The sequence below is a fragment of the Kitasatospora sp. NPDC023118 genome (assembly GCF_055560875.1).
Genome location: NZ_JBVHHW010000011.1, coordinates 185419 through 210148, shown reverse-complemented (window position 1 = coordinate 210148; position 24730 = coordinate 185419). Strand labels below are relative to the sequence as shown.

Genomic DNA, 24730 nt, shown 5'->3' with positions numbered 1-24730 from the left:
TCGACCGCTGCCCGAAGCGGTGACGACCATGTGCCGCCTGCCACACGGCGATTCGGCACCATCCAGAGAGCCGATCAGCCAGCCTGGTGCTCCAGGCTGGGGAGGGACAGCCATGGCGTACTCACTTGTGGTAGGCGCTCCCTACCCGAAGCAGATCAACTGGCCGAAATCCGCAGCCAATCTCGTACTCAGTGAGGCGTACGTAGAGATCATCTACGCTTTCGACGGCCTCACGCCCGGTGAGCGGGATGCTTTCAATACAGGGGCAGCGGCGTTCGCCCTCGTCCCCGGTGATAGGCATCTCATGTGGTGCTATCACTTCGAAGCGTCGCCGAGGCCGGGAGACCAGCTGGCGTCCCTCGGCTGGGGAGACTCGCCTTGGGAGGCCCACCGGCAGCGTGACCGCACCGTCGGAGTGCCGGGTCGGGCAGGAAAGCCCTTTCCGGTATCCATGGTGCTCGTTGATTCGGAAACGGGCATCGTGGAGGGACTGCGTTTCGTCAACCTGGACGAGGACCTTGCAGACGCGCTCAGGAACGCGGTTGCCCGACAGCTCGCGCTGCCCTATGACGATGCGGCCGCATCCCGGGAAATCAATGCTGTCTATCAGCGGCATCCCAGCACGCATAGCCTCCTGGCAGAGGCCGCCGCTGGACAGTTGATTCCCGCGCTCGACAGCTGACAGTGAGGATGTTCATGAGCGCTCAGGGGGGGGTAGACCCGGCGTCTGAAAGATGCTCAGCATGCCCGCCGCCCATGGAAAAGCTGGATATGAGGCGATCTGCTTTCACCGCGGTGACCACGGCGCTGGCCTGAATCGCGTGAAAGCGGCGGCCATTGCTAGGGACCTGGGTGCTCTGCAAACTCACCGCCATGCCAGCGGTCAGTCAGAGAGCCGAGGTCTGGGTGATTGCTTGCGTTGTCGCGTGGTTGATATCCGATGTCGGCCCAGCCGGCGTCGGGCCACCAGCGGGCGCTGTTGGCAGATGTGCCGTACACGAGGGTGTATGCATTGGCCAGAGGCGCGGTGGCCGCGGAGTACAGGAGGGCGGCGCCGTCGCGCGGACTGAGCCAGGTGTGGCGGTGGCGGGGTTCTGTGGGCTGTTCGCGGAAGGAACCGATGCGGACGGCGACGACTTCGAGGTCGTGCTTGTGGGCGTACAGGTAGCCGAGGTGCTCCCCGGCGAGCTTGCTGACGGCGTAGAAGGTGTCCGGAGCAGGGCTGTCGTCCGGGCCGAGCGTGCGGTCGACAGGGTGGAAGCCTACGACGTGGTGGCTGCTGGCCAGGACCACGCGGGGGACTCCGCTCCGGCGTGCGGCTTCGAGGACGTGGTAGGTGCCGAGGATGTTGTTCTCGCAGAGGTCGGGGAACGGCGCCTCCTGGGTAGTGCCGGCGAGGTGGATGACGGCTGTCGCGCCGGCGAGCGCGGTAGTGACTGCCGCGAGGTCGCGGATGTCGACCTGGAGACTTTCAACGGAAGGAGGGGTCTGCTCCGGGACTTGCAGGTCCAGGGCCCGGATCGGATGCCGGTCGGATGCCAGTGCATGGATGAGGGCGGTGCCGACGGCGCCTGCGCTGCCAGTGATGACGAGGGTCAAGACTGCCCCGCTTCCATATGAGAACTGATGGTTAATCGGCACGGCGGCAGTTCAGTTGAGGATTTCTTCTCCGTGCTTCTAGCTCTGGCCGTCCAGGTGTGGCGAGGGCGGAGGTGCGAGGTCAGCGTTCAGGTAGGACTGGTGGCGACTCAGGAACTTCTGAGTCGTCACGCAGCGGGCGGCACGCTGCTCACTGCCTACCGGCCGCCGAGGTACGCCTGAACCTCGATGGTGGGTTTGGCCCTGGGCCCGGCAATGGCGGTGAGCATGGGCAGTATCTCGCGGGCAACTGCTGCGCGTTCGGCCGGATCCGGAATGTTCCGCCAGTCGGCCAGCGCGTGCTTGGCGCTGGCTCGGGCTCGGGGGTCGCTCGCGCATGAGGCGACGACGTGGAGGCCTGCCGTGTGGAGGTGCCAGCGGGCGGCCTCCGTATGGCGGCCCTGGCGGCGGGCGATCAGGCCGCGCAGCTCGCGCACGCTGGCAATATTGGAGTCGGCGGGACCGAGTGCGGCAGTGACGTCCTGGTCGAGCAGCCCGGCGTGCTGGGCCGCAAGCGCGAGTTCGGCATCGGTGCACGGGCGGTTGAGGTACGTGGCCAGCTCGGCGAAGCGGCGGGCGAAGTCGTCCGCCGACGACTTGCCCGGCAGGCTCGCCCGGGCTGCCGCGAACACCGCCGGCTCCTCGTAGCCCAGGGCCTCCTCGTCGTCCGCCCAACCGCTCTCGTCCGCGACGGCCCAGAAGTCAGGCGTCACGGTGCCCCACGGGCGGGCCGGCTGGTCCTCGTGCAGCATCAATACCTCCTGGCTCACCACTGCACCACGCGTACAACATGGGTGATCCGTGTGATCGCCGATGTGCTGTTGCGCCAGCCGCTGTAGGCGACCGTGCGGGTCTGGACGCCGGTTCGGGGCGCCTCGACGATCCAGCCATTGCCGACGTACATGGCGACGTGGCCGGGGGAGTCGTCGCTGCCGTCGACGCCGGCGTTGAACACCAGATCGCCCGGTTTGACCTCGTCGACGCCCACCCTGGTGCCGATCTTGACCTGCTCGAACGTCGTCCGGGGGATGGTCACTCCGGCGTGTGCGTAGGCCTGCTGCATCAGGCTCGAGCAGTCGCAGCGGCCCTGAGTGTTGTTGCCGAGCGGATCGGTGCAGTCGCCGCCCCACTGATACCAGCCTCCGCGTTGGGCGAGGGCCCAGGCCACGGCGGTCTTGACCTGCTGGGGGGTGTCGGCGGGCAGCTGGTAGTCCGGGGGCAGCTCGACGGGCACGGTGTCGTCGGCCTGGGTAAACCGGCGGACGTCCGCCATGATCTTTTTGACGTAGTCGTACGTCTGGCCCTTCGCAAACGACGCCGGCGGCACCCCTCGGAACTCGTCGACCCTTCCCCAGCCGGCGTTGTAGCCCGCCAGCGCGAGTTCGACCGCGCTGCCGTTGTAGTCCGGGTGCTGCTTGGCGGTCTTGAGCAGGCTGCACATGAAGCGCCCCTGGGCCGCGATGGCATCTTTCGGCTCCCAGACGCTCCCGCCGTTGCCCCACGAAGCCCAGGTCTCCGGGGTGAACTGAGCAATCCCCTGCGCCTGGCCGCTGTTCGCGCGGGGGTCGAACGCGGACTCAGCGTTGATCTGGGCGGCCAGTACGCCCGCGCTCAGCCCTTGGTCGCAGTTCGCGGCCGCGTCCTTGATGAACCCCGCGTACTGTTCCGGCACTCCGCCCGGGCCGACGCGCAGGGTGCCGGACGACACCACCGGCGCGACCCCGCCTCCGACAGTCGTGGTGCCCTTATCGTCCTCAGCGATCGAGATGAACATGACCAGCCCGACCCCCAGCGCGAGCGGGCTCACCGCGACCGCCGCCACGACGGCCACCAGCCCAGCTTTGATGCGCACTCAGACCCCCCTCAGGTCAGAACTCTGCGCGGCGCGGCATGAATGCCCGCCAACAGCCCGGCCGCAAAGCCGGACTCGCCATTCTCACATTGCCGTGCGACACGCCTGTGGCACGCATCACTGCTGGTGGGAACCCTGTCGCCCATAGGGGTCGTGCCAACCGGCGCATTCCGGCGTCAAACGGATGCACCCTCCCACTGCCCGAGCCGGATGTCACACACGTGACGCATGATCAGGTGATAGTCCCTCGGGGCATCTGTTCGGCGTCGACATTAGACTGCGCCCGACACGGACGGTGACGGGGGGATGACCGGACCTGCGGCCCCTATCCAAGGGGGTGGCCACCTGGGCTGTCATGAGTACACGTACTCATGACAGCCCAGGTGGCGGCTCGGGAACCTGGTCACTCGACATGGCGAAACTCGGGGGAATGGTGTGGCACGCAGAACTACTGTCCCGGCGGTGGAACTGCCCCTCCACAGCCGGCTCGTCGCCCCTGTCCTGGCCGCTACGGGCGGCAGCGGGCGGTCCACGGTGGCAGGACTGCTGGGCGCCGCCCTCGCCCGGGCCGCTCCCAGCGTGGTGCTGGACCTCGCCCCCCGCCTGGCCTCACCGTGGCCGGGCTGGACGCCGGAGGCCGGCGCCGGTCTGGCGTCGGTCCCGCCCGACCAGCCACTCAGCCGTCGCCAGGCCCAGGCTGCGGCAGCCCGTATTCCCGGCGTGGGCGGCTCGTCCTGGCAGGTGCTGACGGACCACCGGGAGTGGAGCGCGCCGCCACTGCCGCTGCCCGAGGCCCCGGCCGCCTGGTATCAGTTGGCCGCGATCGGCGGCTGGCCGGCGGTGGTCGCGGATACCTGCCACCCGATGGCGCACGACCTCGTGGCCTCCCGCACTGCAGGACGGTCCGGGCTGACCGCGGCCTGGTGCGCGCTGCCGGTGAGCGTGCCGGTGGTCTGCGCGGCCACCACCGCAGCTGGGATAGCGGCCCTGCAGACCGCGCTGTCGGCGGCGGCCGCCGAGGGTCTGCCGCTCGAGCGCATCGTGGTCGCCCTGGTCGCCACTGGGGACGGCCGCGCCCCGGCATCGGTACGGGCCGGAGAGACGATGCTGGCCCCTCGCGTCTCCGCCGTCGTCCGGGTGCCCTATGACGCCGACATCCGAGCGCGTGGCCTGCGTGAGGCCTCGCGGCTGGGCGCCCGCTCCGTACAGGCCGCCGAACAGCTTGCCCAGGCCGTCGTCACCTCCGCCCGTACGAGCTGGGGCGACTCGCTGCCACCCGCCGCGCATCCGGCGGCAGCACCCGCACAGACCCATTCCGTAGAAGCCGTAGAAGGAGCGCTGCTGTGAGCCAGATCCTGCACGCCGTCAACACGTTGCTGTCCGACCCGCACACGCACATCCTCGCCGGGGACCCGCCTGCGTCGCCGCCGGTCGACAATCCGATCCCGGCGTTCAAGCCGACCCTGCCCTCGAACGTTTCCAAGCCGACCGGCACGATCCTGGGCTGGGTGGCCGGCGGCGGGCTGGCGCTCGCCGTCCTCGGCGGACTGCTGGGCTGGGCGGCCGTCGCCATCGGGGAGAACAGCGAGCGCGGCGGCATGGCCGCGCGCGGCAAGAAGGCGATCGTGATGAGCCTGATCGCCGGGGTGGGCATCGCCTGCACCTCGGGGCTGATCTTCGCCGCGTACCAGATGGCCGCGTGATGCTGGATCGCCACGACCGCGCCGCGCGCGGGGCGCGCCTGCGCCTGATCGGGATCGGGGTGGTGACCGTGGCCGTCGTCGCCGGCGGCAGCGTCGCACTTCTCAATGGCCTGTCCGACGACGGCAAGGACGCGAAGCCCAACCCTGCCCCGACCGCGACCTCCACTGCTCCGGCGAGCCCGGGGCCGAGCGTGTCCGTGAGCCCCAGCGCGACGCAGTCGCTAACCCCGGGCACGGCCAAGCCGGTTCACCTGGTCAAGCCGACCGGGCAGAAGGACGGCGCGAGCGTCGGGTTTCCCCGCTGGGGCTACGGCTCCATCTCCGCTGCGGTCTACCACATGGACGAGCTGTCGATGCTCGACGACGATATGGTCCGCCGCCAGCTGACCGTCATCACCGCCAAAGGCAGCGAGGATTCGATCGACAAAGCTGTCAGCGAGGTCCGCAAACTGCGCGAGGGTGTCGGCCTGCCGCCCTCCGGCGGCACCCCGGCGGGCCTGACGATCACCACCAATGTCGACGCCGTCCGCGCGAGGTCGCTCAACGACGACGGCAGCGTGGTCCAGGTATGGATGCACTACAGCCGCACCGCCACCCTTCCTAAAGGCGGCCCCGACGACAGCCCGCTCAAGAACCAACTGAGCGATGTCGTCATGAAGTGGGAGGACAACGACTGGAAGATCACCACCGATCCGCAGTACCTCGCCCTGAGGAAGAACCCCGTGCCGTACAGCCCTGACTCAACCGAGGCCTGGCATGACCGCTGGTGGATGGTGGTGCGTGACTAGCCGTAGCATCTGCCGGCTTCTCACCCCGCTCCTGGTCGCTCTGCTGGCCCTAGGAGTCGTGGCCGCCCCAACGGCGATAGCCGATAGCCCGAGCTCGCACGCCAGCGTCGGCCCCCCAGCCGATATCCCGTCGGGCTGGCTCAAGGACAACCAGATCAGCGAGGAGAACGTCGGCGTCGACCAGAACGGCAAGTACTGCATCCTGGCGCAGGCCGACAACTGCCGACTTCTCAAGGACCCTGAGGTTCTGGACGACTGCGACGAGCACCAGGTCGGCTGCGACGACCCCAGCGTCATCCAGAAGCGCAAGGACCGGGAGCTCAAGCTCCTCAAGCAGTGGGAGGACGGCTACGACAAAAGCCTTTCCAACTACAAGCCGCTCGATGACGCCCTGCACAAGTGCATCGAAGGTGGCCAGAAGTTCAAGGACTGCATGGACCAGAACGCGGGCAAGTACCCGCCGCCGGTCAACGGTCCGTTGGACTGGGTTGCGGGCAAGATCAGCAAGATGGCTGCCGACGCGATGCGCGAGGCCGCCGGGGCGATCGGAGAGGGCGTCGTCTGGCTGCTGCAGCAGTTCGCCGAGGCCTTCAACGACTTTTCGACCATCAATCTCGCCCAGGTCGGCATCGGGCAGATGACCGGGATCATGACGGTCCTGTCCGTGGTGATCGCCACCTTCCTGATGTTGGTGCAGTTCGGGAAAGTGGCCGTAAGCCAGCAGGGCGCGCCGCTCGCGACCGTGCTCAAGGGCATCGGCAAGTACGCGCTGGTGCTGGGGGTGTACGCGGGTGCCGCGCAGGTGATCCTGAGCTGGATCGACGAGGTGTCGATCTGGATCACCAATTACTCGTTCGAGGGCGGCGGTGCGGACAAGGCGGGTGCTGCGGCCGCGATGAAGGTGCAGCTCGGCAAGCTGTTCTCCAGCCTGGTGGCGGGCGGCGGCGGAGGAGCCGCCGCCGGGGGCGCGCTGGTCACCGGTAGCGGCGTGGCGACCCAGGCCGTCGGTGTGGTCATCGTGCTCGGCATCCTGTCGATCCTGGTCGTCGGGGCGCTGTGGATCGAGATGCTGATCCGCCAGGCCGGGATCATGGTGCTGATGGTCGCCATGCCGGTGGCGGTGGCCGGCCAGCTGAGTGACGAGACCCAGGAGTGGTGGCCGAAGGCCCGCCGCGCGTTCACGGCCATGGCGTTCTCGAAGCTGGCGATCGTGGTGTGCTTCGGCATCGGCTTCAACGCTATGGGCCACGCCGACGGCATCCAGAACGTGATCGTCGGACTGATCGTCTTCCTGCTCGCGATCTTCGCCTGGCCGACGCTGGCCAGGTTCCTGACCATGGTGGAGGCGGGCGGCGGCAACAGCGTGGCCGCCGGGATGATCTCGTCGGTCGGCTCCAGCGTCGGCGCCGCGTTCGGCGGCTTCGCTGGCGGCCAGCTCGGCGCGGCCGGGGCCGGGGCCGTCGGCGGCGGGTCGGGCTACACCAAGGCGCTGGAGGAGGAGACCAGCTCGGCGGCGTCCGACAGCTCCTCAGGCGAGGTCACCCCGATCGGCGCGGGCGCCGGTAAGAAGTTCTGGAAGGGCGACTCGGACCGCTCCTTCAAGGAGAGGCTCGGCAGCGCCGTCGGACTCGGTGCACAGGTCGCCGCTGCCGGGGCCGGCACGCTGGAGGGCGCTGCGGCCAACACGGCCGCGAACGCGGGCCTCGGTGCCCCGGGCAGTGGCCACGCCACCGTGATTCCGCCCCGCAAGGGCGGCGGGGCAGTCGCGCCGAGCGCCGGTGCGCAGGACAGCGGCGCCGATGCAGCCGCCGAGCCACAGAGCCCGGCCGGGGGCCCGCCGGAGGCGAAGGTGCCGACGACGGTGGTATCGGGTGGCCCGGTGCCCGATGGCGCCACGCTCACGCTGTCGCCGAAGGCCGGTGACACCGCCACCCCCGCGCTCGGAACCCCCATACCGCCGGAGGCGGCCGCCGCCATGCCCACGAAGCCCATAACACCACCGCCCGCCGCACCGGCGCCGCCGACATCCGAGGGGAGCTGACGCATGTCCCTGTCCCACAGCCGGCCGGACACCTACACCGGCTGGCAGCGCGAGAAGTCCGGCTTCATCGGCGAGCTGTCCGGTGTGGGCTTCGCCCTGATGGCCGCGGCCTCCGTCGTCGCCCTTGTCCCCGTCTACCGGCACAGTTGGACCGCCGCCCTGGTGGCCCTACCGCTAGCGGGCGTCCTGCTGCTGCTCGCCTACGGCCGGGTGATGGGCCTGGCCGCAGAGGAATGGGTGCTGCTGGCCGTCCGGCACCAGGTCGCGGTCGCGACCAAGCGGAACGTTTTCTACAGCGGGGTGTTCGCCCCCGCCGACAAGGAGGGGAACCAGCCGATGGACCTGCCCGGGGTGCTGGCGCGCCTGCGAATCCTGACCGCTCCGGACGGCCAGGGCGGCACGCTCGGCGTCGTCCACAACCCGGTCGACAACACCTACACCCTCATCGCGAGGGTCACCTTCCCGGGCCTGGCCCTGGTCGACACCGAGCGCCAGAACGCCCGGGTGCGCCAGTGGGCGGCGTTCCTGCGCGGCCAGTGCAAGGAGGACGGGGCGATCGTCCGCATCCAGGTGCACCAGCGCAGCCTCCCCGACGACGGTGAGGCGCTGCGCTCGTGGACCGTGCGGCACACCGCCCAGGACGCCCCATCGGCCGCCGTGCAGGCGCTCGGCGAGCTGATGGTCTCCGCGGGCCCCGCCGCCACGATCCGCGAGACGTACCTGTCGGTGACGCTGTCGTCGACGCGGGCCCGCCTGGCCGTGCGCGGGGCCGGCGGTGGGCAGGTCGGCGCGGCCGCCGTGCTGGTGCGCGAGTTCCACGCGATGCATGGCTCGCTGTCCTCCGCGGGCTTGCAGGTGGTGGAGCTCCTCGACCCGCGCCGGGTGGCCGCGGCCATCCGCACTGCGTACGACCCGGAGGCGCAGCAGATGCTGGCGGCGCGCGGTGCGGCCGCCGACGACCCCTCGTACAAAGGCGCGCTGCCCGGCGTCGACCCGGCGTTGGCCGGTCCCGCCGCCGCGGAGTACACGTGGGGGCTGTATCGGCACGACGGGGCGTGGACGGTGACGTACCAGGTGCGGAACTTCCCGCAGTCCGAGGTGTATGCGACGTTCCTGCAGCCGTTGCTGCGGCCCAGGACGAACGCGCGGCGCTCGATGTCGCTGGTGTACGAGCCGATCGGTCCGGCGCGGGCGCGCAAGGAGTTGTCCAAGGAGAAGACGAAGCGTCAGGCGGCGCGGTCGCTGCGGGCCAAGACGGGGCGGTCTGAGTCTGAGGACGAGCGGCGCGAGTCCGAGATCGCCCGGGCGCAGGACATCGCGCGCGCCTCCGGGCAGGGCGTCGTCCGCATGGTCGCGCTGATCGCCGTCACGGTCACCGACCTGGAGGAGCTGGAGACGGCCTGCGCCGAGCTGCAGGCGGACGCGAGTGACGCCGGGCTGGAGCTGCGGCGCTGCTGGGGCGCTCAGGACGAGGCGTTCGCGGCGGCCGCGCTGCCGCTCGGCATGGGCCTGCCGCCGCGAAGGATGGCCATCTGATGGGCTTCCCCTTCCTGCGCCGCGAGCGCAGCGACACCTCGCTCGAGTCCACGCGGGTCGCCGACCTGTTCGACCCCTCCGAGTCACTGCCCGCGCAGCGTCAGCCCAGTGCCCGGGAGCTGCGGCGGGCCCGCCTGTTGGAGGACCCTGCGACGGCGATGCGGATCGCCCCGAAGAAGGGGTGGCACCAGCCGTACGCGGGCCGGGCCGCCTCGCACGCCAAGGCGGAGGTGTTCCGTGCGGACACCGGGCGGGCGTCGGGGATCTATCCGTTCCTGCACGCCGCGTCGTTGCCGCCGGTCGGCGCCTATATCGGGTTCAACACGCTCACGATGCAGGCGTTCAGCGCGCATCCGAGCGTGTGGGTGAAGGAGGGGCTGGCGACCAACCCCAACGTGATCCTCACCGGCATCCCGGGCTCCGGGAAGTCGGCGCACGTCAAGGCGCTGTGCTTCCGGCTGATGGCGTTCGGGCACCGCACGCTCATCGCCGGCGACGTCAAGGGCGAGTACGCGGCCCTGTGCCGGCACCTCGGCACCGAACCCGTGCGCCTGGGCCCCGGACTCTCTGGTCGCCTCAACCCGCTGGACGCCGGGCCGCTCGGCCAGGACCTGCACCTCATCAAGGACGGCGCCGAGCTGACGGCGCGGCTGACCGAGATCCACCGGCGTCGCCTGACGCTGTGCAAGGCCCTGCTGGAGCTCCAGCTCAAGCGGGTGCTGCAACCGCAGGAGGAGGAGTGCCTGGACGTCGCCGTGCGTGAGGTCACCGGTGCGCTGGCCGGCGCGGGACACACCCGCCTTGACACCCCGACCCTGCCACTGGTCTACCAGGTCCTCAAGGACCCGACCGAGGCCATGGCCCGGGAGCTGCGGGTGCGCGGAGGCGACGTGCAGACCGCACGCGAGCAGATGGCCAGCATCCGCTCCGCCCTCGGCAGCATGATCTCCGGCCACCTGGGTGGCCTGTTCGATGAGAAGACCTCGGTGTCGCTGGACTGGGACGCGCCGATCCAGAGTGTGGATATCTCCGCGCTGCAGCAGTACGGGGACGAGGTGGTCGCGATGGTGCTGACCTGTGTGTCCTCGTGGGCGCAGTCGGCCATCGACCGGCCGGGACGTCCGTGGATCATCGTGCGCGACGAGCTGTGGCGGCAGATGCAGTCCGGCGGGTCGTCGATGGTGCGCAAGATCGACGCCGACCTGCGTCTGTCCCGGGCAACCGGCACGATCCAGCTCCTCGCCACCCACCGACTTTCGGACTTCGAGGCGGTCGGCGCAGCGGGCAGCGAGGCGGTGGCGATCGCCAAGGACCTGATCGCCTCGTGCGAGACCCGGATCCAACTCGCCCAGGACACCAAGCCGTTGAACCTCACCCGGGAGGCGATCGGTCTGACCGACGCCGAGTGTGACCTGATCGGGTCCTGGGGCGCCGGGCAGCGCGGGCGCGCGCTGTGGAAGGTCGGCAGGGGCGGCGGCTCGCACGCCGTGCAGCTACTGCTGTCGCGCACCGAGCGGGAGTTGTTCGAGACCGACGAGAAGATGGTGATCTGAGGTGGCCTCCGACAACCGGGTGGACGACAGCACGTTCCTGTTCGGACTCGCTGCCGGGGCGGTCATCTCGCTGGGCGCGGTGTCGCTCGCAGCCGGCGCCCTGGCGGGCCTGCTGTCCGGGGGCGGCCTGCCGAAGATGACCGCGTCCGTGCCCGAGACGTTGCTGCTGTCCGTCGCGCAGGGGCCGGCCTCCGTCTACCAGCCGGCCCCGCCCGCCTGGCTGTTCTACACCGTCTTCGGCCTTCTGGTCGTGCTGCTGGCCGTCCTTGCCGTGGTGGTCGTGCGGCGCCTCGGCCGTCGCCGTCGCCGTTCGCTCGCGGGCGGGGCGACGTGGGGCGGGGCCAAGGTCGAGAAGGAGATGGCCCTGCCCGAATCCCCGGCCGAGCGCGCGGACCGCATCACCGCCGGGCGGGGGCGGGAGACCCGGAAGATCGTCGGCGTCATCGAGCGCAGCGCGAGCGCGATCGCGTTCGGTCCGCCCGGATCCGCGAAGACCTCCGGCCTGCTGTCCCCGAACGCGGCAGAGTGGCAGGGCCCGGCGCTGGTGACGACGACCAAGGCCTCCGACCTGGAGGAGATCTACGCGGCCCGCAGCCACATCGGCCCGGTGTGGGTGATCGCCCCCGCGGGGCTGCCGGCCGGGCCGTGGCTGACCGCGCACTGGTCGCCGGTGGACTACGCCGTCGACGACGAGGCCGCGGAGCGCATGGCCGAGTGGATGGCCGACGCGAGCCAGAAGACGTACGACCCGAAGGCCGAGCCGTGGCTGATCCAGGCCCGCGCCATCGTGGCCGGACTGCTGCTGGCCTCCCGGACGTCCAAGGGCGGCATCAAGTCGTTCCGGCGCTGGCTCACCCAGGGCGAGGCGGCGGTCGACCACGTCCGCGCGATCCTGGAGGAGGACCACCCGGAAGCGGCACTGGACTACGCCCAGCCCTGGACGACACTGCACGACGACGGCAAGGGGTCCGTGCAGTTCACCCTGAACGTCCTGGCGGCGACGTACCGCAGTACGGGCATCCGCGAGGCCGCCGAACGGACCGACTTCAGCGCCGAGGAACTGCTGGAGCGCAACGGCACGCTCGTACTGATCGCGGCCCCCTCGCAGGCCGACCGGTTCGCGCCGTACTTCACCTCGCTGATCGCCGCGGTCCTCCACGCCGCCGAGGTCCGGTACGAGAAGCTCGGCCGACACCCCGACCGCTCGCTCGGCCTGTTCGTCGACGAGGCCGGCAACTTCCTGCGCTACCCGAAGCTGCCCAACGTGCTCACCACCGGCCGCGGCATGGGCATCACCGTTCTGAGCATCTGGCACGACTACTCGCAGCTCGCCGGCCGGATGGGCCGAGAAGGCGCCAAGACCATCATCTCGGCGAGCACGCTGCGGCTGCTGCTGCCAGGCATGGCCGACGACGAGACGATGCGTTACATGTCGTTCCTGTTCGGCCGGGAACTCGTGGAGAGGACCAGCCACACCACCGGCACCGGCCGCGACTCCACCTCGACCAACGTCGTCGAGTCGGACCTGTTGCCCGTCCACCAGCTGCGCGAGATCCCCGAACACACCGCGATCGCGCTGTACTTCAACCGGCCGCCGATCCGCGTCCGCATGCGCCTGACCTGGCGCGACCCGGACGTCAAGGCGTGGCTGGCCCGGCCCCCCGCGGTGCCGCCTGTCGACGCGTCGCCGTACCGGGCCCGGGAGGCCACCGATGTATGACCCCGCCACCGGAAGCACCGCGCCGCCGCCGCCGAGGCGGTGGGTGTGGTCCGCGATGACGCCCGCGGACCGGCAGCAGCGCCTCGTCGAACTGGCCCCGTGGGTGGACTGGCTGATCACCCACCACCACCTGCACCGCAAGATCCCCCGCTGCTGGTACCGCGACGGCCACGAGCCCGTCCTGGAGATCCTGACGGCCCTCTACCTCGGCTGGGTCCGCACCTACTGCGGCGACCCCACCCGGACGGGCACCTTCGGCGAACTCGCCTGGATCAAGGAGCTCCACTCCGTCACCCCGTACCTCGCCGCCCCGGCCTGTGAGGAGGGGCACCAGGATCCGCCGCCGCGGAAGAAGCCGACCGGCGGGGCACTGTCCGACTGGCTCGACGACGACCCGAGCCGGATCGCCGCCGCCCCGTACCACCCGGCCGAGGCCGAGGCCAACCGCCTGGCCGCCGCGCACGCCGTGAACGCGATGAAGGCAGGCGGCTGGCCCTCCTGAGTTCGACAGATGCGCCTCGCCGGTGCTTCCGGTGGGGGCGAGGCGCATCCGTGTTCGCGCAACCGTCCTATCGCGACGGCCCGCTCCGGCCCTGGCCGCGGTCCTGCACTGGCCCGGACTGCTGGACCTGCTGCTGCGGAACCGCCGCCCGCTGGGCCGCCTGCACCCGCTGGGCGTCCTCGGCGAGGCGCTGAGCTGGAGGTTGGGCAGCGCGCCTGCCCAGCTCCTGCCGGATCTGACCCGTCGCGATGTCCAGGCCGGCGGCTCGCTCGTGCGCGGCCTGCGCCTCCGACTTTGCCGCCTCCAGGCCCCGTTCGCGCGCCGAGGTGGCACGCGCCAGCACCTCCGCCGGATGACCGCCGGACTGCTGCCAAGTCGCCAGTACCACGTCATGCTCGGCGGGATCTCCAGCCGCCCGGGCACTCACCTTCAGCTGCTCCCGGGCAGCGTCGAGGTGCTGCTCACCGCTCTGTGTGGCCACGCGAAGGTCCGCCAACTGCTGCTCGAGGACCTCACGCTCGGCACCACGAACAGCGGGCCTCCCGAACCCGCCCCGCTCCGCCAATCGCCCCTCCATCACGTCAGCCTGCTGGCGAGTCCGTTCGACGTCACCAGCCAGCTGTTCCACGAGGGCGCCATCCGCCCGGCTCTGCAGGATGGCATCCACCCGCTCGGCCCGGGCAGCTACACGCTGCTCGACCTCGCCGCCTGGCGCAAGGGAGGTCGCGATCTCGTCGGCCCGTCCTTCGGCGTTCGCTGCCTGGCTTCGGGCGGTCTCCGCTTCCCGGGCGGTGTGGGCGAGCAGCGCGGCGAGGTCGGCGTCCGGCACGTCCCCGTAGCGAAGCCGCTGCGTGTCACCCGCCTCCGCCTGTACCGCCGGGCCCACAGCCGACCTGCTGTCGGCCGACGGTTGGGTGGTCGCGTGGACGAACTCGGCTCGGCTCGCCCGGTCGGGGAACTGTTCCATCTGGAACCAGGTGCGGGCGGCCTGCTCCTCCGAAATCCCCTGCTCGGCGAGATGGTCCTGCAACTTGCTGTAGACCGGGTGATCGACTCGGCGCACCACGCTGTCGAGCACGGTCTTCAGCTGCGGGTCGACGTCAGGGCTTCGCTCGACCCACTGCCGGACGGCTTCGGTGAACTGAAACCTCTCCCGCATCCGCTCGGCCAGCCAGCCTACATCCGCCGGGCCGAGGGCGGCGCGTTCGGCGGCGGCGTCGTACACGGCCAGCAGCGCCGCAGCCTTGATCGCCTCGCGTGTCAACGGATCCCTGAACCGTTCCGGGACCAACATCGGGTTGAAGCCACGGAGGACGTCCGGAACGTCCCGCTGACGCCGCTGCTGAGGACCGTCGGCCGCCATACTCCGCGGGGTGTCCATCGGGCTGTTCAGCGTGTGCTCGATGACGTTGACGGGCTCCTTGCTGGCGAAGGTCCATCCCGGGGTGGGGTGGAGGTCGTCAAAGGGATACCCCTTGCCCTCGCCGGTCTGCTCGGCCCTCAGATGGACGACATATCCGATCTTCCGATCGGGGCGTGGATCGTCCGGTGCGGCCCCGAAGAAGGCGTAGCGGCCCTCGAAGTCCGTTTTCGGGTAGGCAGCAGACAGAAGCTCCTGCACCGTCCCTTTGAAGCTGCTGTCGACCAGGGTCAGTCGGCTGCCGGGCTTGCCCACGGGGACGCCCTGGCGCCGGAGGTACGTGGTCAGGTCGCGGTGAGCTCCCGAGATGCTCTCCGACGCGACCCGGTCCCGTGTTCCCCGGAATCCTTCGATCTCGGGGAAGCTTCTTCCGCTGTTGTGCTCGAGATCCTGGAGCGCGGCCTCCGCAACGATGCGCGAGAGCACGACCTCACGGCAGCTTTTGGCGAAGAAGTCCGGGTCCAGGGCCCGTGTTGCGGCGGCGAAGCTGTGTCCATCCCGTCCCAGAAAGACGATGACCCGGCCCTGGTCGGCGTCCGCCCTGAGATCGGGAAGCATCTCGGCTGCGATGGACGTAATGAACGGCCCGTGAAAACGGCGGAAGGCGTCATACGACTCCGCGACGGCCTCTCGTCCAGCAGGCGTTAACCGATATTCGTCGAGGAGGGCGGAGAGGGTCGGATACTCCTGCTCTATCAACTCCGCTCACTTTCCGGACGAGCGGCTGCCGACGTCGGCTGGCTTGTCAGGGTCCTGGTCAGCCATGCCATGAAGGCGTCATAGTCAGCCTCGAAGCTCCACCGCAGCCGGACGCCGTCGTCGCTGGCGGTGGTCCGTCCGATGTCGTCCATCGCGATGCCGATGTCGTCGGAGTCGACGAAGGGGAGGTTGAGGGCGGCCGAGAGGGTGAGCGCGTCGTGCTGCATGCTGCCGGGGTGGAAACGGCTGAACCACGCGTCCAGGTGTGCCGCGAGGAGCCCGGCCCATCGCGGCGCATCGGAAGAGGCCAGCCACGCGTACAGGGGGCTCTGCTGCGTGACCTCGATCCGGGGCGTGAACGTGACCTCGGATGCGATGAACTCCGGCGTGGTCAGGTGTCCGACGGCGACTGCCGCAAGCACATCGTGGGCAGCCGGCACGTCCAGCCGGACGTTGTGCTCGGCGCGTTCGGGGTTGCGGTAGCGCAAGGCTCCGCCCATCTGGGTCACCCTCAGGCGTGAGGCCGCCTCAGGTGCCGCGGCGAGGACGTGGGCGAGGTTCGACAGCGGGGCCATGCCGACCCACCTCACCGGCCCGTCGGTGGAGGCCAGGACCTCGCGGACGGCGGCGACGACGTCGGAGCGCTGGGCCGGCACGTCCTGTGGGATGAGGTGCTCCACCACGAAGTACGGCGTGTCGGAAAGCTCGGCACCAGCCACCGTCACCACGTCGGAGCGACCCATCAGGTCCAGCAGATGACGCGCGAAGCGTGCGCGACGGCCCTTGGACTCGTCCCCGGTGATGACGAGCCTCAGGTCCGACGTGTACCGTGCGGCAGCAGCGACGGCCAGGGCGTCGTCGGCATCCCCGCCGATGTCGGTGTCGATGATGAGCGGCGCGTTGCGAAGATCCTCCGGCCAGGAGGCCGAACGCATGTCATCCGCCATCATCCCGAACACACCGCCGGGATCTGTCTTGCCCAGCGCCATGATGGCTTCCCAGTGCCGGCGCAGGTCGTCCCACGTATCTTCGGAGCTGTCCCCCACGTCATCCCCCTTCGCTCGTTCAGTAACGGTCGTCAGGACCTCTGAAGATCCATCGTAATGGGGCTGTTGACCACGCTTCGAAGGACAGCCGTTGCGCCTGCGCCCGGCAGGCTCGGATGTCCCCGGTGCCGGCTGTGAAGTGCTGTCTTCGATCCCAATCGTAAAGTAGCGCCGGGGCCTGACAGTTGCAGTCAGAGGGTGTTCAGCGGATGTCGATCACCAGGTCAGTGCCTGACCCCCTGGGCGTCTCTCGGGTGTCCAGAGGAATCTGAACCTTTGTCCATTGCAGTCCAGACCTTGCGGACGAATGCGGGGCTGCGGTGGGCCCGCCGGGCAGTCTTCCGCTGACTGAGGCCGTCGAGGCGGCCTTGGACAATGCGGGCCCGGGCTTCCTGCGCATCGCTCGGAGGAACGGTATCGGTAAGGAGGTTCGGGGTGCAGGTGTGCACTCGGCTCCTGGTGTGCATTTCAGGCTGGCCGACGGTATCGGTAACGGAATCGGTCAGGTCGGAGGTGTGCGGGTGTCCGCCAGACAGGACTGAGCAACTGTCAGAAAGATTCGGAGGAGTTCGGCTGAGGCTGACGAGCTGACGGCGCCAGGCAGGGCCGGCTTCCCCGAGCACCAGGAGTAGGACAGGGGCGATGAGGTGGACCAGGACGCCGACCGGGTCTCCGGCGAGGGCGGCATCGCCGATGTTGGCGAAGACGGAGAACGCGCCGGTGAGCCAGCGGAAGGCGGTGGGCCAGGCGCCTCCGTCGGAGCCGAAGCGGGCGAGCGTGGCGTCGGCCTGGAGAGCCATGACGAAGGCAGCATCGATGGCACCCGCAAGCGTCCAGCCCGACCAGGGCCGAGGGGTGTGCGCACCGATGAAGTGGGCGCCGGTCATGGCGGAGAAGGTGCACACCGCACCGACGAGCACCCAGGTACCTGTGGTGAGTACTCTGCCGGTGCGACGAAGTTCGGCGTGGGTGGGCGGGGTGGTCGGGAGGGTGCTGGGCACGAGTCCTGTACTCCTGGGAGTTCGGTCGCAGGCTGAGCGGGTCGGTCTCGTCCGGGTGCGCACCACGGGCGCCCACCGTCTATGGCCCGATCACAGATGGGGGCTGCGGCTGGGCGCGGTAACGCGGGTGTGCACCGTGGTGTTCACCAGGCCGGCCTTGTTGCGCCGACGAAGCTGAGGCCAGGTGGCCGGTAGGAGGCTTGGCGGACGGGGATGCCTGCGCGGGGTGCTTCGATCATCTGGCCGCCTCCGAGGTAGAGGCCAACGTGGGTGATGTCCGTGGTGGAGGTGCCGTAGAAGACGAGGTCGCCGGGGAGCAGGGCGCTTCCGGGTGGGAGCTTGGTGGTGGCGTTGTACTGGTCCTGGGCGACGCGGGGGATGGGGATGCCGGCGGCGGCGTAGGCGGCCTGGGTGAGGCCGGAGCAGTCGTAGCCGTGGCCCTCGGTTCCGGTACCGCCCCATTCGTACGGGGTTCCGATCTTGGAGCGGGCGAAGAGGACGGCCGTCGCTGCGGCGCGGTTGGGGGCTGTGAGGGCGAGCGGGTCAGCGCCGGCGTACTCGCGGGCCTGGATGAGGACCTTGTCGACGTACCAGTCGGCGTGGTTGTAGGCGAAGACGGCAGCCCGGATGTCGCCGCCGTTGCGGGCGCCGTTGGCACAGAGCAGGCGGGCCGCGGCGTGCACCGAATCGACCGCGTCCCAGGGGGTGGGCGGGACAGCGCCTTCGGACGGTACGGGCTCGGCGTACTGGGCGAAGGTGCTGGGGAGGAACTGCATCGGGCCGACGGCCCCGGCGCTGGAGGTCTGGTCCGCCGCGCGGCCGTGGTCGGTCTCGATCTTGCCGATGGCAGCGAGGACGGTCCAGGGCAGACCGGGGCACGTGAGTGCGGCTTGCTGGTAGAGAGATGCCATGCGGGGCGGGACGTCGGCCATGGCAGTGCTGTTGGGTGATCCGTCGTCGGTGAGGAGACCGAGGAGGCCGCCGGTGGCGGCGGACAGGGCAGCTCCGGCGGCGGCGATGAGGACCAGGAAGGCGGCAAGGCAGCCCGCGGCAGCTACAGCGGCGGCGCGGGCCGCCGCAGACTCCATCGGTGCCGTCCGTTCAGGCGCGGGCCGGGCGGCCGGGCGGGAGCGGGTGGGGCGGCGGGACGACTGGGCGGTTGCCCATGTGGACGGTGCCGGTGGCGGCGAGCGCGGACATAGCGGGGCGGCGGTCGGCAGGCCAGCCGTCGGGAAGTTCGGCGAGATGCAGGCGGCGCGAGAGGGCGCTGACCGGCAGCCAGACCGGCTCGGCCGGGGTGGTGGGCTGGTCGCGGCTGTAGGTGGCGGCGGCCAGGTAGTCGAGGGCGGCGTGGCCGGCGAGGCGCTTGTGAAGGTTGGCCTCACGGCGCTGGCTGTGGAGGGTGAACAGGACGAGCGGCCGGCTGCGGGTCGCGAAGGCGAGTTCGGCGTAGTCGTCGAGCTTCGCGGCGAGGCGGGTGAGGGACTCCGTGCCAGTGTCGTGTTCCAGGAAGAAGGAGACCTCGCCGCCGGGGGCCGTCCACATGGCGAAGGCGTCGGGCTGGGCGAGGTCGCCCCACTGCTCGCGGCAGCGGCGCTCGGACCACCAGGCGCTCAAGTACCCGGTGGGGGCGGATCCCTGGACGAGCTGGGTGAGGAACGTGGTCACCCCGAGGTCGTGGGTGAGGGTGGGGGAGAAGGCGGTGCGGGTGCAGTGCTCGGGATGCCAGCCGAGGGCGGCCGGGGTGGTCGCGTAGCGGGCGGCGAGCAGGGCGGCGCCGGTGGAGCCGAGGGTGTGGTGCGCGGGGGAGGAACCGATGGGCAGCTGGGGCCGGAAGGAGGTGAGCAGGCCGAGGCTTGTGAGGGTGGCTAGACGCCGGTTGGCCGAGCGGCGGGAGGTGTAGGAGAGGTCGGTGATGTGGGTGGTGGTCAGGACGGAGTGCTCCAGCAGCATCTCCAGCAGCCACAGGTCGCGGGCTGTCAGGCGGGACGCGAGGGCGTAGAGGGGCGGCTGACGCCGGGTGGTGCGGGGACGGGCGCTGGGCACGAGGGGGCTGGGCATGGGGCCTCACTTTCGGGCGGCGGGGCCGTACGTGGCGCGGGAGGAGCGGCGGACTTCGGTAGCGCGGCCGGGGATACGGGACGGCAGCGGAATCGTGCGGAGGGTGAAGGCGGGGGCGTCGGCAGAGCGGGCGACAAGGCGGGCCGCGGCCTGGTAGGCGCCGAGGTGGGAGAGGTCGTGGGCGGTGAGGTTGGGGCGCATGTGGCGCTCCAGGTCCCGGGCGTCCTCGGGGGAGGCGTTGAAGACGACCTTGGAGCGGGCGTTGGCGGAGATGCCTTCGCGCAGGTCGTGCGGGAGCTGGGCGAGATGCTGGTGGGCGAGGACGAAGCCGAGGCGGTAGCCGCGGGCCTCGGCGAGCATGTCCTCCAGCGGGTAGGGCAGGGTGAGGAAGTTATGGCACTCGTCCACGTAGAGGGCGGCGTCGCGGCGGCTGTCCTCGGGACGGCCGGCGCGGCTGGTCGCGGCCTGCCAGGTCTTGGCGACGGTGAAGGAGCCGAGGAGGCGGGCGGTTTCCTCGCCGAGGACGCCTTTGGGCAGCCGGACGAGGGCAATGCCGCCGTCGAGCACGCTGTCGAGGTCGAAGGTGGAGGGCCCGCCGGCGATGGTGTTCTGGACGAACGGGCGGAGCAGGAACGCACGGAGCTTGTTCATGAGCGGTCCGATGGCGGCTGCCCGTGAGGGCTCGGACAGCTGCTCGTACCACTGCCAGAAGCCGCGCAGCACCTTGTCGTTGATGCCGTGGGTGACGCGGCGGCGATAGACCGTGTCGGTGAGCAAGGGCGGGATGTCGGCGAGCGTGACCGGGCCCCGGGTGGTCGTGCTGGTCATGAGGGTGAGGCAGGCGGCGCGCATGACGTCGTCGGTACGAGGACCCCAGAAGGCAGCGAAGATCCGCCGGAAGATACCGACGAGGTTGTCAACGACGACATCCGTGTCCGGCCCCTCCAGGACGTTGAGGCGGGGCGGCAGGCCGTGATCGTCGGGGTCGATGAGCACGGTGCGGCCGAGCGCCGACTCCGGCAGGCGGTCGAGCAGGTCGAGGACGAGGTCGCCCTTCGGGTCGATCACCAGCGCGCCGCGCCCGGCCCGTGCGTCGTCGAGGATCATGTTCGCCATCAGGGTGGACTTGCCGGAGCCCGTCGCGCCGATGATGTGGACGTGGTGGCGGCCGTCTGCCACCGACAGGCCGACCGGCCGGGAGGGGCCGGTGTCGGCAGTGCCGAGTGGCTTGACAGACGGACCGGGCAAGGGGATCGCGGTGGTGGGCTGCACCGAGTGCGCGCCGGCGCGCTCGACGCCGGGGGCCGCGGGGTCGGTGGGCAGGTGGGCGACTGCGGCTAGTTCGGTGACGGACAGGAGGTCGCCCCGCAGAGGGAAGTGCCGCTCGTCCGTCGTCTCGGCGGGCCGGCGGAGGCGGTGACGGGTGTACCAGTTGCGGCCGGAGTACACCGCGAACGCCGACGCCACAGCGTGCGCCCGGCTGCGAGCCCGCGTGCGGGCGGTGTTCAGGGCTGAGCGCTGTGCCGCCTTGTCGCCGTCCGGGGTGTCGGTGATGGGCACCGTGACGCAGTAGCTGACGCAGGTCTCCCACTGCGGACCCGCCGCCTTGGCGAGCGCGGTGCGCAGCTCGCCGCTCTGCTCCGGGTCCCGGGGAGCGGGTGTGGTGCGCGACGGCTGATGGGTGAGCAGGTCGAAAAGCCGTCCCGCGCGGCTGGGGTGTCCGGATCCGGTGCGCAGGCGCTGGAGTCGGCGCTTGGCTCGGCGGATGCGGGCACCAGTGGCGGGGCGGGCGAGAACGCTGACGGTGATCTCCTCGCCGGTCTCCGAGCCAAGGCCTGCGCCGAGCAGGGCGCGCAGGGGGTCGGCGGCGTGGTCCGTCTTCAGCGGGAGGATCTCCGGCCGGGCGAGTCGCAGCCGGCCGCCGGTGGAGTACTGGGTGCGCTTGGCGAGGCGGGGGCCGGGGTATTCGAGTCTGGTGTGGGCGCCGGGCCAGGCGGCTTCGACCGCGCGCCGCAGCAGGACCTGCGGCACTGAGGCCGGTGCCCAGAGGCGGATGCGCAGGCCGTCGGTGGTGAACCGGTATTCGAAGGCGAGGTGTGGCTGGCCCTTGCCGACTCTGCGCCACCACGGCTGCAGCAGGCCGACGAGGTGGCTCCACAGCGCCTCGGCCGAAGTCGGCTCGACGGTGGGCGGGACCAGGATCGCCAGCACGGTGCCCCCGGCGGTCAGCCGGCTCTGCCGCGCACGGTGGGCCCGCACTCTGGTCGTCTGCCAGGTCGCGGCTGCCGCTGCCGCCGTTACGGCGAGCAGTGGCCAGCTGGTAGCGAAGGCGGACCAGAGCGCCTCGGTGGCGTCGTGCCACCAGCTGGACGGATCGATGAGAAACGGGGCCAGCGGGCCGCCCGGTTGCTGGCCGCTCATCGCTGTTCCTGAGTGCCGTGGGCCTGGTGAGGGTCGGGGATCTCGGCGGGGTTGGTGGTGATCAGCCTGTGCTCGGTTGAGGATGCCGTGGTGGTGAAGGCGGCGCGCTGGCCGGGGCCGGCGCAGAGCAGGGCTTGGCCTTGGAGTGCGGCGAGGAGGTAGGCGGCCTCGCCGGCGGACAGGCGGAAGGCTTCGGCGACCGCGTCGATGGCCTGCGGTGCTTGGCGGAGCAGGATCTGGGTGGCGGCGTTCGCCACGATCGCCTTGCCCAGGTCTGTGGCCAGCAGATCGGCGGTGTCCTGGGTGATGACGGACAGGCCCGCCCAGCGCTTGCGCGAGGACTTGGCCATGCGGTAGAGGAACTGGGCGCCATGCTCGTCGCGCATCAGCAGCCAGGCCTCGTCGACGATGATCAGCCTCGGACGCCGATCGCCCGGATCCGTCACGACCCGCCAGATGGCGTCGAGCGCCAGCATGGTGGCTGCGGCTTTCAGCTCGTCGGGAACGTCCCGCAGCGAGTACACGGTCAGATGGCTGCGACCGGTGTGCGTGGTGGGGCCGTCGAAGAGCCGACGATGGCTGCCCGTCGCGTACGGCGCGAGGCGCTCGGCGAGCCGCTTCGCCGCCGGATCCTCCGTGTCGGCGAGGGTCTGGGCGAGGTCGGACAGCAGCGGTGCCGGGCGTGTGCGCGTCCGCGGATCCGAGGTGATCCCGGCGCGGCGGTACGTCGCGAGGATCGCCGTGTCCATCAGCGCTTTGTCTGTGCTGTCGAGTGCCTCGCCAAACAGGACGGCGAGGAAGCTGTGCAGGAACAGTGCTCGGCGCGTCAGACCGTCACCCGTGCCGGGATCCCCGTCGGCGAGGTCGAGCGGGTTGATCCGCACGCTGTCGGCACCGAGGCGGACTGTGGTGCCGCCGACGGCTTCGGCAAGGGCGGTGTACTCGTCCTCCGGGTCGATGACGAAGACCTGTACGCCTTGGTAGAGCAGGCGCAGTGCTTCGAGCTTGGCGAGATAGGACTTGCCGGCCCCGGACCGCGCGAGCGTCACCGAGTTGTGGTTGTCCTGCGCGAACCGGTCCCACAGCACCAGACCGGACGCGGCGGCGTTCAGCCCGAACAGAACCGGTCCGACCCCCGGCCCCGCAGCCGAGCTGGTCCCGCCGGAGGGCAGATCGGGTGAGGCGAAGGGGAAACACGCCGCGAGGGCAGCCGTGTCGAATGTGCGCTTCGCGTCCAGCTGGTCCACGCAGAGCGGCAGACAGGTCGTCCAGCCCTCAAGCGCTCGCCAGGTCGCGGTGTGGCAGCGCAGCAGCATTGACTCGGCGATTGCCCGCACCGCGGACAACTCGTCCGCGAGCTGCTCCCGTGTGGTGGCGTAGATCGTGAGGTAGAGGCCGAGGCGGAAGAGCTTGCCCTCGCCCCGCGCAATGCGCCAGGCGAGCTCGGCGGCATCCTGCGCAGCGGCCTCCGTCTCCGGGTCCTCCAAGCGTCCCCGCTGGTAGCTGGTCCGGCGCTCGGCCTCCAGCCGAGCACGCTGCTTGCGCAGCCGCTGGCCCGCGATCGCCGGAGGCAAGGGTTCGATGTGCAGGCTGACGTCAAGCCGGCCCGGGTAGGTCAGCAGGGGCTCCAGCCAGCCCGGTCCGACCTCGGCCGGGTAGCCGGTGACGATCAGCGTGGTGGCGAGCAGGTCGCCGACCGCCAGGACGCGGGGCTCAATCTGGATGCTGTCCGGCCCCAGGCCGAGTCCGGTCGGCTCGTCGGCGCGGAGGTCATGTCGGCGCTTCACCAGGCACTACCTTCCTCGGCATAGGTGATGGGCCCGTCAGGGAGTGCGGGGTTCGGGTGGAGCGGGGTGTCCGGCGCAGTGGCGGCAGCCAGCTGCGCGAACGCCTCGTTCCCGGTCAGCACCCGTACCGGGATCTCCGCTGCGGCCAGCAGGCCGGCTGTCTCCTCGGCGCGTCGCAAGGACCGCAGGGCTGCTGCGCGGTCGAGGCCCGTCTCGCGATGTGCGAGCAGCACCTGACGGGACAGCAGATCCTGCTCGGTGGCCAGGTCTGCGAGGAAGGCAGCGTGCTCAAGGCACGCAACCTCCAGGAGGGGGTGCGGAAGTTCCAGGGCGGAACGTTCCAGAGCCGCCACGGCTGCTCCGGTTTCCAGCCGCTGGGTACGGACCAGGATCTGAACCGGTCCGGTGAGCGCGTTCAGCCAGCGGGCGAACGCGGACAGGAGCATCTGCTGCTCGCCGCCCGTGCGCAGAGCGAAGTTGACGGTGCCTGCCCGGCTGAGCGCAACATGCCCGGCACCGGCAACGTCCAGCACCCCGTTCTCGCCGACTGCAGCGACCGGCAGGGCGAGCCTGGCGGCGCGTGCCGGAGCCTGCTCGCCCAATACGAGGTCCTGCCAGGGCATCGACGCGGCGTCCGGAGCGGAGTGCGGGGCGAGCCGGTGAGGCGTTCGGAGGTGGCGCCACGCGGCCAGCAGCCACCGGTCCAGCGGAAGATGGTCGCGCCGCGTGAGGACGGCGAGCGTTGCGGCTGTGGCGATAGGCAGGGCACCGGCGAGGTAGAAGACGGGCGGCAGCACGTGCCTGAACGTTCGGTAGCCGAGCCACAGCACGATCGCGACTGTGGCCAGCTGAAGGGCCTGGCGCGCGGTGAGCGGGCCGAGGACGGTGTCCTTTCTGTCCACGTCGGCAGGGATCTTGACGAGCCAGGGCCAATCGCTCTCGTCACGGGAGTACTTGCTCAC

Annotated in this window: 20 protein-coding genes; 9 read left to right on the top strand and 11 right to left on the bottom strand. The window is 70.5% G+C overall.

Annotated features, from left to right (window positions below; all coding sequences use genetic code 11):
• The first annotated feature begins 112 nt into the window (after positions 1-112).
• Complete coding sequence (locus tag ACZ3UD_RS17045; protein ID WP_465587451.1) at positions 113-682, top strand: hypothetical protein; 570 nt, start codon at positions 113-115, stop codon at positions 680-682.
• A 158-nt stretch (positions 683-840) separates the two neighbouring features.
• On the opposite strand, the gene ACZ3UD_RS17040 is transcribed toward ACZ3UD_RS17045, so the two are convergent.
• From ACZ3UD_RS17040 to ACZ3UD_RS17030, 3 genes are all read right to left on the bottom strand, one after another.
• On the bottom strand, positions 841-1599 hold the full coding sequence (locus tag ACZ3UD_RS17040; protein ID WP_465587448.1) for an NAD-dependent epimerase/dehydratase family protein: 759 nt from the start codon (positions 1597-1599) through the stop codon (positions 841-843).
• A 197-nt stretch (positions 1600-1796) separates the two neighbouring features.
• Positions 1797-2390, bottom strand: coding sequence for a hypothetical protein (locus ACZ3UD_RS17035; protein ID WP_465587445.1), 594 nt, complete (start codon positions 2388-2390; stop codon positions 1797-1799).
• 14 nt (positions 2391-2404) lie between these two features.
• On the bottom strand, positions 2405-3490 hold the full coding sequence (locus tag ACZ3UD_RS17030; RefSeq protein WP_465587442.1) for an NlpC/P60 family protein: 1086 nt from the start codon (positions 3488-3490) through the stop codon (positions 2405-2407).
• A 462-nt stretch (positions 3491-3952) separates the two neighbouring features.
• Here ACZ3UD_RS17030 and ACZ3UD_RS17025 point away from each other — a divergent pair, with 462 nt between their 5' ends.
• Genes ACZ3UD_RS17025 through ACZ3UD_RS16990 form a run of 8 tightly spaced genes read left to right on the top strand, consistent with a single transcriptional unit; the run spans position 3953 to position 13333 of the window.
• Complete coding sequence (locus ACZ3UD_RS17025; protein ID WP_465587439.1) at positions 3953-4837, top strand: hypothetical protein; 885 nt, start codon at positions 3953-3955, stop codon at positions 4835-4837.
• Entirely contained in the window at positions 4834-5193 is a 360-nt protein-coding gene (locus tag ACZ3UD_RS17020; protein WP_465587436.1) for a hypothetical protein, read from the top strand. Before ACZ3UD_RS17025 ends, ACZ3UD_RS17020 begins: the two co-directional genes overlap by 4 nt.
• Positions 5193-5981 (top strand): hypothetical protein, encoded by a 789-nt coding sequence (locus tag ACZ3UD_RS17015; RefSeq protein ID WP_465587433.1) that lies wholly within the window; start codon positions 5193-5195, stop codon positions 5979-5981. Before ACZ3UD_RS17020 ends, ACZ3UD_RS17015 begins: the two co-directional genes overlap by 1 nt.
• A gap of 58 nt (positions 5982-6039) precedes the next feature.
• A complete protein-coding gene (locus tag ACZ3UD_RS17010; RefSeq protein ID WP_465587430.1) occupies positions 6040-8022 on the top strand; it encodes a hypothetical protein in 1983 nt (660 codons plus the stop codon).
• A gap of 3 nt (positions 8023-8025) precedes the next feature.
• Positions 8026-9558: an SCO6880 family protein gene (locus tag ACZ3UD_RS17005; protein ID WP_465587427.1), complete on the top strand. Its 1533-nt coding sequence runs from the start codon at positions 8026-8028 to the stop codon at positions 9556-9558.
• On the top strand, positions 9558-11111 hold the full coding sequence (locus ACZ3UD_RS17000) for a type VI secretion protein (protein WP_465587424.1): 1554 nt from the start codon (positions 9558-9560) through the stop codon (positions 11109-11111). The genes ACZ3UD_RS17005 and ACZ3UD_RS17000 overlap by 1 nt, the downstream gene beginning before the upstream one ends.
• Before the next feature lies 1 nt (position 11112).
• Positions 11113-12831 (top strand): type IV secretory system conjugative DNA transfer family protein, encoded by a 1719-nt coding sequence (locus ACZ3UD_RS16995; RefSeq protein WP_465587421.1) that lies wholly within the window; start codon positions 11113-11115, stop codon positions 12829-12831.
• 55 nt (positions 12832-12886) lie between these two features.
• The gene (locus ACZ3UD_RS16990; protein ID WP_465587419.1) at positions 12887-13333 is read left to right on the top strand and encodes a hypothetical protein; all 447 of its coding nucleotides are present in this window, start codon (positions 12887-12889) and stop codon (positions 13331-13333) included.
• A 67-nt stretch (positions 13334-13400) separates the two neighbouring features.
• On the opposite strand, the gene ACZ3UD_RS16985 is transcribed toward ACZ3UD_RS16990, so the two are convergent.
• The 8 genes from ACZ3UD_RS16985 to ACZ3UD_RS16950 all read right to left on the bottom strand — a co-directional run bounded on the left by ACZ3UD_RS16985 (position 13401) and on the right by ACZ3UD_RS16950 (position 24730).
• Positions 13401-15452 carry a hypothetical protein gene (locus ACZ3UD_RS16985; protein WP_465587416.1) on the bottom strand — a complete coding sequence of 684 codons (2052 nt, stop codon included), beginning with the start codon at positions 15450-15452 and terminating at the stop codon, positions 13401-13403.
• On the bottom strand, positions 15449-16498 hold the full coding sequence (locus tag ACZ3UD_RS16980; RefSeq protein ID WP_465587413.1) for a nucleoside hydrolase: 1050 nt from the start codon (positions 16496-16498) through the stop codon (positions 15449-15451). Before ACZ3UD_RS16980 ends, ACZ3UD_RS16985 begins: the two co-directional genes overlap by 4 nt.
• A gap of 224 nt (positions 16499-16722) precedes the next feature.
• Positions 16723-17499 carry a hypothetical protein gene (locus ACZ3UD_RS16975; protein WP_465587411.1) on the bottom strand — a complete coding sequence of 259 codons (777 nt, stop codon included), beginning with the start codon at positions 17497-17499 and terminating at the stop codon, positions 16723-16725.
• Positions 17500-17642: 143 nt separating this feature from the next.
• Positions 17643-18587 carry a C40 family peptidase gene (locus ACZ3UD_RS16970; RefSeq protein ID WP_465587408.1) on the bottom strand — a complete coding sequence of 315 codons (945 nt, stop codon included), beginning with the start codon at positions 18585-18587 and terminating at the stop codon, positions 17643-17645.
• Positions 18588-18600: 13 nt separating this feature from the next.
• A complete protein-coding gene (locus tag ACZ3UD_RS16965) occupies positions 18601-19560 on the bottom strand; it encodes a replication-relaxation family protein (RefSeq protein ID WP_465587405.1) in 960 nt (319 codons plus the stop codon).
• Between the two features lie 6 nt (positions 19561-19566).
• On the bottom strand, positions 19567-21981 hold the full coding sequence (locus ACZ3UD_RS16960) for a type IV secretory system conjugative DNA transfer family protein (protein WP_465587402.1): 2415 nt from the start codon (positions 21979-21981) through the stop codon (positions 19567-19569).
• Entirely contained in the window at positions 21978-23768 is a 1791-nt protein-coding gene (locus tag ACZ3UD_RS16955; protein WP_465587399.1) for a VirB4 family type IV secretion system protein, read from the bottom strand. Before ACZ3UD_RS16955 ends, ACZ3UD_RS16960 begins: the two co-directional genes overlap by 4 nt.
• Positions 23765-24730: a PrgI family protein gene (locus ACZ3UD_RS16950; RefSeq protein WP_465587396.1), complete on the bottom strand. Its 966-nt coding sequence runs from the start codon at positions 24728-24730 to the stop codon at positions 23765-23767. The genes ACZ3UD_RS16955 and ACZ3UD_RS16950 overlap by 4 nt, the downstream gene beginning before the upstream one ends.

Bases quoted from the DNA above. Each gene is read 5' to 3' on its own strand.
- ACZ3UD_RS17035 (WP_465587445.1), bottom strand. From the start codon at position 2,390: ATGCTGCACGAGGACCAGCCGGCCCGCCCGTGGGGCACCGTGACGCCT.
- ACZ3UD_RS17015 (WP_465587433.1), top strand. From the start codon at position 5,193: ATGCTGGATCGCCACGACCGCGCCGCGCGCGGGGCGCGCCTGCGCCTG.
- ACZ3UD_RS16970 (WP_465587408.1), bottom strand. From the start codon at position 18,587: ATGGAGTCTGCGGCGGCCCGCGCCGCCGCTGTAGCTGCCGCGGGCTGC.
- ACZ3UD_RS17005 (WP_465587427.1), top strand. From the start codon at position 8,026: ATGTCCCTGTCCCACAGCCGGCCGGACACCTACACCGGCTGGCAGCGC.
- ACZ3UD_RS17045 (WP_465587451.1), top strand. From the start codon at position 113: ATGGCGTACTCACTTGTGGTAGGCGCTCCCTACCCGAAGCAGATCAAC.
- ACZ3UD_RS16965 (WP_465587405.1), bottom strand. From the start codon at position 19,560: ATGCCCAGCCCCCTCGTGCCCAGCGCCCGTCCCCGCACCACCCGGCGT.
- ACZ3UD_RS16960 (WP_465587402.1), bottom strand. From the start codon at position 21,981: ATGAGCGGCCAGCAACCGGGCGGCCCGCTGGCCCCGTTTCTCATCGAT.
- ACZ3UD_RS16990 (WP_465587419.1), top strand. From the start codon at position 12,887: ATGACGCCCGCGGACCGGCAGCAGCGCCTCGTCGAACTGGCCCCGTGG.
- ACZ3UD_RS17000 (WP_465587424.1), top strand. From the start codon at position 9,558: ATGGGCTTCCCCTTCCTGCGCCGCGAGCGCAGCGACACCTCGCTCGAG.